Raw genomic sequence first — 13304 nt, 5'->3', positions numbered from 1 at the left:
CGTCATCCAGATAACACTTATGAGGCAGGCATGAATTTCGACTACGATCTTTTCGTGATCGGTGGCGGCTCGGGCGGGGTGCGGGCGGCGCGGGTTGCGGCGGGCACCGGCGCCCGCGTGGCGCTGGCCGAGGAAAGCCGCTATGGCGGAACCTGCGTCATCCGTGGCTGCGTGCCGAAAAAGCTGATGGTCTTTGCCAGCGAATTCCCCAGCGAGATGCGCGACGCGCAATCCTATGGCTGGACGGTCCATGCTGGCGGGTTCGACTGGCCCGCCTTTCGCGGCCATCTGCATGAGGAGCTGGACCGGCTGGAAGGCGTCTACCGCAATTTGCTGAAGAACAGCGACGTCGAGACCTACGACGCTCGCGCGCGTTTGACCGATGCGCATACCGTCAGCCTCTCGACCGGCGAAAGCTTCACCGCGAAGCATATCCTGATCGCGACCGGCGGCGCGCCGGTCCGCCCCGAGATACCCGATGCCGAACATGGCATCGTCAGCGACGATATCTTCGATCTCGATGTCCTGCCGCGCAGTGTGCTGGTGGTCGGCGGCGGCTATATCGCCTGTGAATTTGCATGCATTCTCAACGGCCTTGGCGTCGATGTGACGCAGTATTACCGCGGCGCGCAGATTCTACGCGGCTTCGACGAAGAAACGCGCGGGCTGGTGTCGGAGGATATGTGCGACAACGGGATCGACCTGAAACTGGGCACCAATATCCTCAGCATCACCCCCGATGAGGACGGCTATGTCGTGAAATCCACCCATGGTGATGAAAAGCATTTCGACAAAGTGTTCTTCGCCACGGGCCGCCGCCCCAACAGCGCGGATCTGGGGCTGGAGGATCTGGGCGTGGGTATGGGCCGCAATGGCCAGATCGAGGTGAACGAGTATTCGCAGACCGCCGTGCCCTCGGTCTATGCCATCGGCGACGTGACGGACCGGGTCAACCTGACGCCGGTGGCCATCCGCGAAGGCATGGCCTTTGTGGAGACGGTGTTCAAAGGCAATCCGACCCCGGTGGATCACGACCTGATCCCGACCGCGATCTTTACCCAGCCCGAGATCGGCACTGTCGGCCTCAGCGAGGAAGCAGCGCGCGATGTCGAACCGATCGAGGTCTATTGCACCTCGTTCCGCCCGATGAAGACGGCCTTTGTCGGGCGCACCGGCCGCGTGCTGATGAAGCTGGTCGTCAGCAAGGCAACGCGCCGCGTGCTGGGGTGTCACATCGTCGCGCCCGGCGCGGGTGAGATGATCCAGATGGCCGGGATCGCGGTCAAGATGGGCGCGACCAAAGAGGATTTCGACCGTGTTTGCGCGGTTCATCCCACCATGTCCGAGGAATTGGTGACGATGAAGACGCCCGTGCGCACCGGCTGACACCACGCAACATTGGCGGCTCTTGGGTTGAATTTCGGGCCGCGCTATACAGTTTAACAAGGACCGGGGTGCCAAGGTGCCCCGACCCGGACATTCAAAGGGATGGATATTCATGGCAGGACAGTCGGGCGGCCCATGGGGCGGCGGCGGTAACTCGGGCAAGGGCTCGGGCGGAAATAACGGCAACGGTCAGAACGGCAGCGGAGAGCGCGGCGGTCGCCGTCCCGGCAGCAGTGGCCAGATGCCCGAGATCGACGAGTTGGTCCGCAAGGGCCAGGACCAGCTGCGCGTGCTGATGGGCGGTCGCGGCGGCGGCGGGGGCACCTCGGGTGGCTCCGGCGGCGGCGAGGGCCCGCGCGTCACGCGCGGCATGGTCATTCTGGGCCTGCTGGGCGCCGTCGCACTGTGGCTGTTCGCCAGTTTCTACACCGTCAAGCCTGAAGAGCGCGCGGTCGAGTTGTTCCTTGGCGAGTACCATCGCACCACCGGTTCGGGCCCGCATCTCGCGCCTTGGCCCTTCATCACCTATGAAAAGGTTGTCGTGACCTCCGAGCGCAGCGAGGATATCGGTGTCGGCGCGCGCGGTGGCGAGGCGGGGCTGATGCTGACCGGGGACGAGAACATCGTCGATATCGACTTCCAGGTCGTCTGGAACATCTCCGATCCGGCCATGCTGCTGTTCAACCTGCGCGATCCGCGCGCCACGATTCGCGCCGTGTCCGAATCCGGCATGCGCGAGATCATCGCGCAGTCGCAGCTGGCACCGATCCTCAACCGGGACCGCGGTATCATCGCGTCGCGCCTCGAAGAGTTGATCCAGTCGACACTGGACAGCTACGAGAGCGGCATCAACGTCATCCGTATCAACTTTGACAAGGCAGACCCGCCGCAGGAGGTCATCGACGCCTTCCGCGAAGTGCAGGCCGCCGAGCAGCAGCGCGATCGCCTTGAAAAAGAGGCCGACGCCTATGCCGCCCGCATCCTTGCGGAGGCGCGTGGTCAGGCCGCGCAGACGCTGGAAGAGGCCGAAGGCTATCGCGCTCGCGTCGTCAATGAGGCCGAAGGTGAGGCCAGCCGCTTCAGCGCGGTTCTGGGTGAATACACCAAGGCTCCCGAGGTGACGCGCAAGCGCCTTTACCTCGAGGCGATGGAGGAAGTGCTGGGCGACTTGGACAAGATCATTCTCGATCAGAACCAGTCCGGCGGCGCATCGGGCGTCGTGCCCTACCTGCCGCTCAATGAGCTGCGCAAGAATTCGGAAGGTCAGTAAATCATGGGTAAATCCGCTTATATCCTACCCGCCATCGCGGTTGCCGGTGTCGTCGGCATGCTGTCGATCTTCATCGTGGACGAGCGTGAAAGCGCGCTTGTGCTGCAATTCTCCAAGATCATCGACGTCAAGGAAGAGCCGGGCATCGGCTTCAAGATCCCGTTCATCCAGCAGGTCGTGCGCTATGATGACCGCATCCTAAGCCGCGATATCGACCCGCTCGAAGTGACGCCGCTGGATGATCGCCGCCTCGTGGTCGACGCTTTCGCGCGCTATCGGATCACCGACGTCCGCCGCTTCCGTGAGGCTGTCGGCGACGGGGGCATCCCCTTTGCCGAGAGCCGTCTGGACTCGATCTTGCGCTCGCGGACACGGGAGGTCCTCGGCTCGGTCAGCTCGAATGACATCCTCAGCACGGACCGTGCGGCACTGATGCTGCGCATCCGCAACGCGGCCATCGCCGAGGCCAAGGAGCTGGGCATCGAAGTGGTGGACGTGCGGCTCAAGCGCACCGATCTGCCCGCACAGAACCTTGACGCCACATTCGCCCGGATGCGGGCCGAGCGTGAGCGTGAGGCGGCGGACGAGATCGCGCGTGGCAACGAGGCGGCGCAGCGCGTGCGCGCGCAGGCCGACCGGACGCAGGTCGAACTGGTGTCCGACGCCAACCGCCAGGCCGAGATCACCCGAGGCGAGGCCGATGCGCGCAGCAACGCGATATTCAACCAGGCGTTCGGCGCGGATGCGGAATTCTTTGAATTCTATCGCTCGCTCGATGCCTATCGTGGGGCGCTGCGGGGCAGCAACTCGTCCATCGTGATGTCGCCAGAGAGTGATTTCTTCACCTACTTCAATTCCGCCGGTGCCCAGGTTGTTCCCGAAGGCGGCGCGACTGCTCCGGTAGAGGCGGACGGCGGCACCGATGCCGGTGCGGATGCGAATACGAGCGGTGAGACCGGCTCGGCGACCGAAAGCGGCGCTGCCGCCAGCGGCGCCGCGTCGGGTGCATCGACCAGCGGCGTGCTGGATGGCGCGGCGCAGGCCGATGATGGCCAGTCAGACGGCCAGACCGGCAACCAGATTGGCGGCCAGGCGGCCACGCAGTAATGCTGGCCACTGGCGCATTGGCGCTGGGTCTCGTGCTGATTGTCGAGGGGCTGGTTTATGCGCTGGCCCCCGGCATGATCGAGCGGATGCTCATAGCGCTGCGCGCCATGCCGCTCGAGGCCCGCCGCGCCTTGGGCCTTGCCGCGATGGCGGCGGGGCTGGTGCTGGTCTGGCTGGCCAAGGGGCTGGGCGCGTAAGGGGCGTAACACTCGCGTGATGCGCCAATTCACCGTTTGCACCCGGCGCGCCTGTCTCTACACTTGAGGCAAGAGCGGATGAAAACACGCAATCGAGGAGAACCGATCTTGAGACATGCAAGCAAAGCAGCGGTGCGCCCCCACCCCGCGGCGGTCAAGGCGATGGCATTGTCCATTCTGACGGCGGCGCTGGTGTTGGCACAGGCGCTGGTCGCGCAGGCCCGCCCCGAGAGCTTTGCCGATCTGGCGCAGAAGGTCAGCCCGGCTGTCGTCAACATCACCACCTCCACGACCGTGGCGCAGGGCACTGGACCGACGCCGATGGTGCCCGATGGCTCGCCTTTTGAGGATTTCTTTCGCCAGTTTCGCGATCCAGGCGAGAACGGCGCCCCAGCACCGCGCCAGCGGCGTAGCTCGGCTCTCGGTTCGGGCTTTGTCATTTCCGAGGACGGCTATATCGTCACCAACAACCACGTGATCGAGCGGGCCGATGAGATCATCATCGAGTTCTACGAGGGCGGCGAGTTGGAAGCGACTGTCATCGGCACCGACCCCAAGACCGATATCGCGCTGCTGAAGGTCGAGGCCGACGCTCCGCTGCCCTTCGTCAGTTTTGGCGACAGCGATACCGCCCGCGTCGGTGACTGGGTGATGGCGATGGGCAACCCGCTGGGACAGGGGTTCTCTGTCAGCGCGGGTATTGTCTCCGCCCGCAACCGCGCCCTGAGCGGCACTTATGACGACTATATCCAAACTGACGCGGCCATCAATCAGGGCAACTCCGGCGGCCCGCTCTTTGACATGGATGGCAAGGTCGTGGGCGTGAACACCGCGATCCTCAGCCCCAATGGCGGCTCGATCGGCATCGGCTTTTCCATGGCTTCCAATGTGGTGACACGCGTCGTCGACCAGTTGCAGGAATTCGGCGAGACGCGGCGCGGCTGGCTGGGCGTGCGCATACAGGACGTGACGCCGGACGTCGCCGAGGCGATGGGCCTCGATATTGCCGCGGGCGCGCTGGTGACGGATGTGCCCAAGGGTCCGGCCGCCGATGCGGGCATGATGGCGGGTGATGTCATCACCTCCTTCGACGGGGTCAAAGTGCCCGATACGCGCGAGTTGGTGCGCCAGGTGGGCGAGACGGATGTAGGCAAGACCGTGCGCGTCGTCGTCTTTCGCGATGGAATGACCAAGACGCTGAAAGTCACCTTGGGCCGCCGCGAGGATGCCGAGAATGCCAGCGGCACTGATGCCGAGGACGGCCCTGATGCCGCGCCCGAGCCTCAGACGCTGATGGGTCTGACCCTTGCGCCGCTGGATGACGAACTGCGCACGCAGCTGGAACTGCCAAATGATGCCGAGGGCCTTGTCGTGCAAGATATCGACCAGTTGTCCGAGGCCTACGAGAAGGGCCTGCGCGCCGGCGATGTCATCACCGAGGCAGGCCAGCAGAGCCTCAGTACCATCGCCGATCTGCAAGGCCGGATCGCCGACGCGCGCGAGGCGGGGCGCAAATCCTTGCTGCTTCTGGTGCGCTCGAATGGCCAGCCGCGCTTTGTCGCGTTGTCGCTGACGGACGAGTGACGCTCGAAGCTCCGCGCCTGAGAGCGCGGCGAACCTCTTGATGCAAAGTCACCCCGCCGGATCTTCCGGCGGTTTTTTTCATGACCACAAGGCTGTTTCTGCGGTCTTCGATATACGCTAGGCGTCGCTTTTGGGTGGGCACACGGTCGGTTTGGTTGCGAACACCCATCATGTCTTGTTACCCTCGGCCATTGATAGCGGCGGCCGCAGGGCCGCCGAGTGTCGCTAGGTCTTGGGGCCGGGGCATGCCCCGCGCCCCTTGGCGCCAGAAAATGAGGGCGTGTGCAGCGCCGACCAATGAAACGGGGATGACGCTGGCACGCCTGCGCGATTTGCGCATACCCGTGTCGGCCTCGCCCCCAGAGGGAAAGGACGACACATGGTGGATGAGACAGGGGATCAGGGGATCCCGGCGCCGGAAGGCGAGTCCGACATCATCCAGACCGACTACGAGATCGGTCAGGATAACGTAACAACTTCCATCGGGCCATTCGGCCTCGATTTTCATAACCCCGTTTTTGCAATGGCGGGTATTTCGATCATCGCTTTCGTGTTCTTCGCGCTGGCGCTGCCGGATCAGGCCAGTGCCATGTTCACTTGGCTGTTCAATTTCGTCACCAAGAGCTTTGACTGGTTCTTCCTCAGCGCGGCGAACATCTTTGTCATCTTCTGCCTTTTCCTGATCGTCAGCCCCTTCGGCTCGATCCGGCTGGGTGGCTCGGACGCGACGCCGGACTATACCTATGTCGGTTGGTTCGCGATGCTCTTCGCGGCGGGCATGGGCATTGGCCTGATGTTCTTCGGCGTGTCCGAACCGATGAGCCATTTCGCCAGTTCGCTGGGCGGCACATCGGTCGAGGAGGGGCTGCGCACCGACTGGGCGCCTCTAGGTGCGGCTGCCAATGAGGCCGAAGCGACCCGCCTCGGCATGGCGGCTACGATCTTTCACTGGGGCCTGCACCCCTGGGCGATCTATGCGGTCGTGGCGCTGGCGCTGGCACTTTTCAGCTACAACAAGGGCCTGCCGCTGACGCTGCGCTCGGCGTTCTATCCGATCTTCGGCGAGCGTGTGTGGGGCTGGACCGGCCATATCATCGACACGCTGGCCGTATTCGCCACGCTCTTCGGCCTAGCCACATCGCTCGGCTTCGGTGCCGAGCAGGCGGCCTCAGGCCTGACCTTCCTCTATGGATCGGGCGATGCGGCCGAAGGCACGCGCAGTTTCCTTGGAATCACCTATGGCAATACCGAGGAAAGCGGTGTTGCGGATAGCAGCACGCTTCTGGTTCTCTTGATCACTGGCATTACCGCCATCGCGCTGATCTCGGTCGTGCGTGGCCTTGATGGCGGGGTCAAGGTGCTGTCCGAGATCAACATGGGCCTTGCGGGCCTGCTGTTGGTCTTCACGCTGATCGTCGGCGGCCCGATCTTCCTGCTGACCTTCTTTGCCGACAGCCTTTGGGCCTATCTGCAGAACCTCTTTGCGCTCAGCAACCCGTTCGGGCGTGACGACACCAACTTCATGCAGGGCTGGACATCGTTCTATTGGGCCTGGTGGATCAGCTGGTCGCCTTTCGTGGGCATGTTCATCGCCCGCGTCAGCCGGGGCCGTTCGGTGCGTGAATTCCTGATCTGCGTGCTGCTGATCCCCAGCCTTGTTTGTGTGCTGTGGATGAGCGTCTTTGGCGGCACGGCGATCAATCAGGTCGTGGCCGACAACTACACCGCGGCCAAGGATGCGGCGCTTGAGCTCAAGCTCTTCTACATGCTCGACCAGTTGCCGCTCGCGACGATCACCTCGACCATCGGGATCATCCTCGTCGTGGTGTTCTTCGTGACTTCGTCGGACTCGGGCAGCCTCGTGATCGACACGATCACGGCGGGCGGCAAGGTGGACGCGCCGGTCACGCAGCGCGTATTCTGGTGCATCTTCGAGGGCGCGGTCGCGATCGTGCTCTTGATCGGCGGTGGCCTTGCGGCGCTGCAATCGGCGGTCATCTCGACGGGCCTGCCCTTTACGCTGGTCCTGCTGATCATGTGCTGGGCCATCTTCAAAGGCCTGCAATCCGAGCGTAACGCCTAAGGACTGCCCCGATACCATTGACAGGGCCCCCGCACGCTTGCGCGTTCGGGGGCTTTGTTGTTTTGTGCTGGGGTAGGAAAACGAGGAGGCCGGGATGAGCAGCAGATTGGATGTGGATTTCGTGCGCGGGCAATTTCCGGCGTTTGAGGAGCCTTCCCTGCAGGGGCAGGCCTTTTTTGAGAACGCCGGTGGCTCTTATGCCTGCGCGCCCGTGATCGACCGGCTGACGCGGTTCTACCGCGCGCGCAAGGTGCAGCCCTACGCGCCCTACGAGGCCAGCACGCTGGGCGGCGCCGAGATGGACGAGGCGCGCACGCGTCTTGCCGCGATCATGGGCATCGACACGGATGAGCTGAGCTTTGGCCCCTCGACCACGCAGAACACCTATGTGCTCGCCCGCGCCTTTGCCCAGTGGATGCGGCCCGGCGATGCGATCATCGTCACCAACCAGGATCACGAGGCCAATAGCGGGCCATGGCGCCGGCTCGCCGATGAGGGCTTTGACGTGCGCGAATGGTGCATCGACCCCGATACGGGCCATCTCGACCCCAAGGATCTGGAGGATCTGCTGGACGAGCGCGTGCGTCTCGTCTGCTTTCCTCATTGCTCGAACGTGGTGGGCGAGGTCAATCCCGTCGCCGAGATCACCGCGCTGGCCCATGCGGCGGGCGCCTTCGTTTGTGTCGACGGGGTCAGCTATGCGCCCCACGGCATCCCCGATGTGGGCGCGCTGGGCGCTGACATCTACCTCTTTTCCGCCTACAAGACCTATGGGCCGCATCAAGGCATCATGGCAATCCGCCGCGCCCTTGGCATGATGCTGCCCAACCAGGCGCATTATTTCAACGAGGACAGCCTCTACAAACGCTTCACCCCCGCCGGGCCGGATCATGCGCAGGTGGCCGCCTGCGCGGGCATGGCGGATTACATCGATGCGCTGGCGGATCACCACGGGCTGACCGGCGATGCCGCCGCGCGTGGGCAGGGCGTGCATGATCTGATGCGCGCGCATGAAGAGGCGCTGCTGGGGCCGCTGCTGGATTATGCCGCCTCGCGTAACTCGGTGCGTTTGCTTGGACCCAGCGATGCCGCAGGCCGCGCGCCCACCGTCGCGCTGCGCACCGACCGCCCCGGCGAGGAGGTGGCGCGTGATCTGGCGCGGCATGGTATCATGGCGGGCGGCGGCGATTTCTATGCGGTGCGCGCGCTGAGGGCGATGGGGGTGGATCCGGCGCATGGGGTGCTGCGCCTCAGCTTCGTGCATTATACGGCGAAGGCCGAGGTTGATAAGCTGATGAACGCGTTGGACGAAGTTCTTTGATCCCGCGGCTTGCGCCCTATGTCATGCCCGAACGCATAAGCCGGATCTGACATGAGCGATAGCAAACCGACCCTTCTATGGCTGCGCCGCGACCTGCGGCTCAGCGATCATCCCGCTTTCACCGCCGCGCTGGAGGCCGGTGGGCCGGTCATTCCGGTCTTTATCCACGACGCGGCTGTCGAGGCGCTGGGCGCCGCGCCCAAGTGGCGCCTTGGTCTCGGCCTTGAGAAACTGGCAGAGACGCTGGAGGCCAAAGGCAGCCGCCTGATCCTGCGGTCCGGTGACGCGCTGGAGGTTTTGCGCGATCTCATCCAGGAGACGGGGGCAGGGGCAGTGCATTGGTCGCGTCTTTATGATCCGGGCGCCATCGCGCGCGACAAGGCGGTCAAAGCCGCGCTCAAGGAGGATGGCGTCGACGTGCAGAGCCACGCGGGCCTTCTGATGTTCGAGCCGTGGACGGTCGAGACCAAGGATGGCGGCTATTACAAGGTCTACTCGCCCATGTGGCGCGCGGTGAAGGATCGCGGCGTGGCCCAGCCGCTGAAGGCGCCGGAGGACTTGCGCCCGCCGCAGGACTGGCCCGCCAGCGATGCGCTGCAAGACTGGCGCATGGCCGCTGCGATGCGCCGGGGCGCGAAGATTTGCCTGCCCTATCAGCAGGTCGGTGAAGAGGCGGCGCAGGACCGGCTGGCATGGTTCATCGACGGTCCCATCGAGCACTATAAGGACGCGCGCAACCTGCCGGCGGTCGACGGCACGTCGAACCTGTCCGAGAACCTTGCCCTTGGCGAGATCAGCCCGATGCAATGCTGGCATGCGGGTCAGCGCGCGCTGCACGAGGGCGCCAAGGGGGCCGAGCATTGGATCAAGGAGCTGGTCTGGCGCGAGTTCGCCTACCATCTCATCTATCACACCCCGCAGATCGCCACGCGTAACTGGCGCGAGAAATGGGATGACTTTCCCTGGAATGAGGATGGCGACACCCCCGAGGTGACCGCTTGGAAACAGGGCCGCACCGGCGTGCCCTTTGTCGATGCGGCCATGCGGCAGATGTATGTGACGGGCCGCATGCATAACCGCGCGCGCATGATCGTTGCCAGCTACCTGACCAAGCATCTGATGACCCATTGGCGCGTCGGACAGGCGTGGTTCGACGATCATCTGACCGACTGGGACATCGCCTCCAACGCGATGGGCTGGCAATGGGCCGCAGGCTCGGGGCCCGATGCCTCGCCCTATTTCCGCATCTTCAATCCAGAGACGCAGCTGGAGAAATTCGACGAAAAGGGAAACTATATCCGCGACTGGATCGTGGAAGGTCAGGAGGATCCCAGCGAAACGGCGCTCAGCTATTTCGAGGCGATCCCGCGCAGTTGGGGCCTCAGCCCGGATGATGCCTACCCGGATCCGGCCCTTGGCCTTGCCGAAGGGCGTGAGCGCGCGTTGAATGCGTACCAGGACCGCTCGTTCTGAGTGTTGAGGATGATGAAATGCCGCGCAATATTGCGTATACGGCCAATAAGAACGGAAAGACCACTGCCATGATCCTGACTTCGACCGACGGCCAGAAAGACCTGCCGCGCTATTTCGCCCGGGTTTTCGATAAGACCAAGGGCATCAATCGGGGCCGCCTCGATTTCGTGCTGCCCGACGGGCGTGTCTTTCGTGCGGATGGCCCCAATCCGGGTCCGGTGGGTGAGGTGCATCTGCATAACACGGACGTGTTCGCCCGCCTGATCCGCGAAGGCGATCTGGGATTTTGCGACGCGTATCTCGATGGCTGGTGGTCCACGCCTGACCTGCAGGCGCTGATGGATTTCATTTGCACGGATAACGAGGACGTATATGACGGCTTTCCCGGCATGGGGCTTGTCCGTGCCTTCGAGCGGGCGCGCCACTGGCTGCGCGGTAATTCGAAGGGGCAGGCGCGCAAGAATATCAGCCATCACTATGACCTCGGCAACGATTTCTACCAGCTTTGGCTGGACGAGACGATGACCTATTCCAGCGCCATTTTCGAGACCGGGCAGGAAAGCATGGAGAAGGCGCAGATCGCCAAATATGCGTCGATGGTCGACCGGATGGGCGTGGGGCCCGGCGATCACGTGCTGGAAATCGGCTGTGGCTGGGGCGGTTTTGCCGAATACGCCGCCGCCGAGCGGGGGCTGAAAGTGACCGGCCTCACCATCAGTCGCGAGCAGTTGAACTATGCGCGTGAGCGTATTGAAAAAGCAGGGCTTTCCCATCTGGTCGAGTTCAAGATGCAGGATTACCGCGACGAGCGTGGCACCTATGACGGCATCGCCAGCATCGAAATGTTCGAGGCGGTCGGCCAGCAATACTGGCCCGTCTATTTCGACACGGTGCGCGAGCGGCTGCGCCCCGGTAAATGCGCGACCCTGCAGATCATCACCATCAGCGACGACCGCTGGGACGTGTACCGGCGTGGCGTGGATTTTATCCAGAAATACATCTTTCCGGGCGGTATGCTGCCCAGCCCCAGCGCGCTGCGCGCCGAGGTTGAGCGCGCCGGCCTGACCCTGGCTGGGTCCGTCGAGTTCGGCGAGAGCTACAGCCAGACACTCCGGCGCTGGCATGACCGCTTCAACGCGTCATGGGACAGCGTGGCGGCACTTGGTTTCGACGACCGGTTCCGGCGGATGTGGAATTTCTACCTGACCTCTTGCGCCGGATCGTTTCACGCGGGAAACTGCGACGTGACACAGATCACCATAGCAAAGCCCGGATAAGACATGCCTTCCACGCGCACCCTTCCCACCGCCGCCCGTCTTGTGGCGGCCCTGTCGCTCGGGGCGCTCGGCTGGCTTGCCTCCGATCTGGTGCGCCCGCTCATGCCAGAGGGCACGGGCTTTGGGTGGTTCAATTACGTCAACGCGGTGCTGGGGCTTTTGTGCGGCTGGTATGTTATCGGCAGCCGGGCGGGGCGCGGCATGCTGGATGCGCTGGCCAACGGGCTGACCGGCGCGCTGGCGCTGATCATATGGGCGTTCTTCGTCCAAAGCCTGAACCTCATGCTCAAGCAGTCTTTGGAAAACAAGTATAGCGGCCCGGTCGAGGCGATCGTCGGCATCTTCAAGAACGCGATCGACTACGCGCAATACCTGATAGACCCCACGCTGATCGGCGTTCTCTTGATCGGCGGCATGGTCTGCGGGGTGCTCGCCGAAATGGCCGCGCGGCGCTGGACCTGAGCGGACCCGGGGGGCATGACCGATATTTTTCTCTACGGCACGCTGCGCGACCGTGCGCTGTTGGCCATTGTGTTGGGTCCCGAGGCGTTTGGCGCCGATCTGCGCGAAGCTGTTCTGCCGGATCACGCGGTCAGCTGGGCTGAGGGCCAGGTCTTTCCGACCATCGCCGAGGCGGCGGGGCAGGAGGCGCGCGGCGTTCTTCTGGCCGATCCCGGCGCTGCGCTGCTCGAGCGGCTGGATTTTTACGAGGGCGGCTTTGGCTATGATCTGAAACCCGTGGAGGTAATCAGCGACGGCGCCGCCCGCCGCGCCCGGCTCTATTTTCCCGGCCCCGGACAATCGCCCCCCGGTGCCCCCTTCGATCTGGCCGACTGGCAGTCGCGATATGGCCCGCTCAGCCGTCTCGCGGCGGGCGAGGCGATGTCCTATCTGGGCCGCATGGACGCCGAGACGCTGGCTTCTCGCATGCCGATGATCCGCGCGCGTGCCTCGGCGCGTCTGGCCGCCAAGGGCGTACCTGCCAGGATTCGCAGCGATACGGGGGCGGAGACGGTAGAGGTTCTGGACACGCAGGTGGATCACATCGGCTTCTACCGCTTTGAGACGCAGCGCCTGCGCTATCCAAGCTTTCAAGAAGATCTTGGCCCCGAACTGCGCCGCGAGATAATCGTGGCGACCGATGCGGCCATGGTGCTGCCCTATGATCCGGTGCGCGACCGGGTGCTGCTGGTCGAGCAGTTCCGCATGGGGCCTTTCGGGCGCGGCGACCCACGCCCCTGGATGCTGGAGCCCGTCGCGGGCCGTGTAGATGCAGGCGAGACGCCCGAAGAGGCAGCGCACCGCGAATGCGCGGAGGAGGCGGGTCTGACGCTCAGCCAGCTTTTGCCGATTGCCGGGTACTATTGCACGCCCGGCTATTCGACTGAGTATTTTCACAATTTCGTAGGGTTGGCCGATCTGCCCGACGATTTGCCGCGCTTTGGCGGGCTACAGTCCGAGGCCGAGGATATCCGGCTGCATCTTGTTGATTTCAACGCCGCTATGCACCTGATCGAGACTGGCGAGGCGGATAACGGGCCGCTGATCCTGTCGCTCTTGTGGCTGGCGGCCAAGCGGCCTGACCTGTGCGCTGCGGCTTGAGTCC

11 protein-coding genes are annotated in these 13304 nt (G+C 63.9%); all 11 read left to right on the top strand.

The window, feature by feature from the left end; genetic code table 11:
- Positions 1-30: 30 nt before the first annotated feature.
- The 11 genes from gor (at position 31) to ACEWPM_RS04330 (ending at position 13300) form a co-directional block, all read left to right on the top strand.
- Positions 31-1386, top strand: a complete 1356-nt coding sequence (gor, locus tag ACEWPM_RS04380) for a glutathione-disulfide reductase (protein ID WP_393963452.1) — start codon at positions 31-33, stop codon at positions 1384-1386.
- A gap of 112 nt (positions 1387-1498) precedes the next feature.
- On the top strand, positions 1499-2656 hold the full coding sequence (gene hflK, locus ACEWPM_RS04375; RefSeq protein WP_393963453.1) for an FtsH protease activity modulator HflK: 1158 nt from the start codon (positions 1499-1501) through the stop codon (positions 2654-2656).
- 3 nt (positions 2657-2659) lie between these two features.
- Positions 2660-3763 carry a protease modulator HflC gene (gene hflC / locus ACEWPM_RS04370; protein WP_393963454.1) on the top strand — a complete coding sequence of 368 codons (1104 nt, stop codon included), beginning with the start codon at positions 2660-2662 and terminating at the stop codon, positions 3761-3763.
- Entirely contained in the window at positions 3763-3960 is a 198-nt protein-coding gene (locus tag ACEWPM_RS04365) for a DUF2065 family protein (RefSeq protein ID WP_393963455.1), read from the top strand. Before hflC ends, ACEWPM_RS04365 begins: the two co-directional genes overlap by 1 nt.
- A gap of 162 nt (positions 3961-4122) precedes the next feature.
- A complete protein-coding gene (locus ACEWPM_RS04360) occupies positions 4123-5544 on the top strand; it encodes a DegQ family serine endoprotease (protein WP_393963468.1) in 1422 nt (473 codons plus the stop codon).
- Between the two features lie 379 nt (positions 5545-5923).
- The gene (locus ACEWPM_RS04355; protein ID WP_393963456.1) at positions 5924-7627 is read left to right on the top strand and encodes a BCCT family transporter; all 1704 of its coding nucleotides are present in this window, start codon (positions 5924-5926) and stop codon (positions 7625-7627) included.
- 94 nt (positions 7628-7721) lie between these two features.
- Complete coding sequence (locus ACEWPM_RS04350) at positions 7722-8948, top strand: aminotransferase class V-fold PLP-dependent enzyme (protein WP_393963457.1); 1227 nt, start codon at positions 7722-7724, stop codon at positions 8946-8948.
- 51 nt (positions 8949-8999) lie between these two features.
- Entirely contained in the window at positions 9000-10421 is a 1422-nt protein-coding gene (locus tag ACEWPM_RS04345; protein ID WP_393963458.1) for a cryptochrome/photolyase family protein, read from the top strand.
- Positions 10422-10489: 68 nt separating this feature from the next.
- Positions 10490-11698, top strand: coding sequence for a class I SAM-dependent methyltransferase (locus ACEWPM_RS04340; RefSeq protein WP_393963459.1), 1209 nt, complete (start codon positions 10490-10492; stop codon positions 11696-11698).
- Positions 11699-11701: 3 nt separating this feature from the next.
- The gene (locus ACEWPM_RS04335) at positions 11702-12160 is read left to right on the top strand and encodes a TrgA family protein (RefSeq protein ID WP_393963460.1); all 459 of its coding nucleotides are present in this window, start codon (positions 11702-11704) and stop codon (positions 12158-12160) included.
- Positions 12161-12175: 15 nt separating this feature from the next.
- Entirely contained in the window at positions 12176-13300 is a 1125-nt protein-coding gene (locus ACEWPM_RS04330; protein WP_393963461.1) for an NUDIX domain-containing protein, read from the top strand.
- Positions 13301-13304: the final 4 nt, after the last annotated feature.

Origin of the sequence: Roseovarius maritimus (genome assembly GCF_043355895.2) — a bacterium.
Classification (GTDB): Bacteria; Pseudomonadota; Alphaproteobacteria; order Rhodobacterales; family Rhodobacteraceae; genus Roseovarius; species Roseovarius maritimus.
This window is presented reverse-complemented; position numbering and strand designations above follow the sequence as displayed.

Excerpts from the sequence above, each read along its gene's own strand:
- ACEWPM_RS04365 (WP_393963455.1), top strand. The coding sequence starts at position 3,763 with ATGCTGGCCACTGGCGCATTGGCGCTGGGTCTCGTGCTGATTGTCGAG.
- ACEWPM_RS04360 (WP_393963468.1), top strand. The coding sequence starts at position 4,123 with ATGGCATTGTCCATTCTGACGGCGGCGCTGGTGTTGGCACAGGCGCTG.
- hflC (WP_393963454.1), top strand. The coding sequence starts at position 2,660 with ATGGGTAAATCCGCTTATATCCTACCCGCCATCGCGGTTGCCGGTGTC.
- ACEWPM_RS04340 (WP_393963459.1), top strand. The coding sequence starts at position 10,490 with ATGATCCTGACTTCGACCGACGGCCAGAAAGACCTGCCGCGCTATTTC.
- ACEWPM_RS04345 (WP_393963458.1), top strand. The coding sequence starts at position 9,000 with ATGAGCGATAGCAAACCGACCCTTCTATGGCTGCGCCGCGACCTGCGG.
- ACEWPM_RS04350 (WP_393963457.1), top strand. The coding sequence starts at position 7,722 with ATGAGCAGCAGATTGGATGTGGATTTCGTGCGCGGGCAATTTCCGGCG.
- ACEWPM_RS04330 (WP_393963461.1), top strand. The coding sequence starts at position 12,176 with ATGACCGATATTTTTCTCTACGGCACGCTGCGCGACCGTGCGCTGTTG.
- ACEWPM_RS04335 (WP_393963460.1), top strand. The coding sequence starts at position 11,702 with ATGCCTTCCACGCGCACCCTTCCCACCGCCGCCCGTCTTGTGGCGGCC.
- hflK (WP_393963453.1), top strand. The coding sequence starts at position 1,499 with ATGGCAGGACAGTCGGGCGGCCCATGGGGCGGCGGCGGTAACTCGGGC.
- ACEWPM_RS04355 (WP_393963456.1), top strand. The coding sequence starts at position 5,924 with ATGGTGGATGAGACAGGGGATCAGGGGATCCCGGCGCCGGAAGGCGAG.
- gor (WP_393963452.1), top strand. The coding sequence starts at position 31 with ATGAATTTCGACTACGATCTTTTCGTGATCGGTGGCGGCTCGGGCGGG.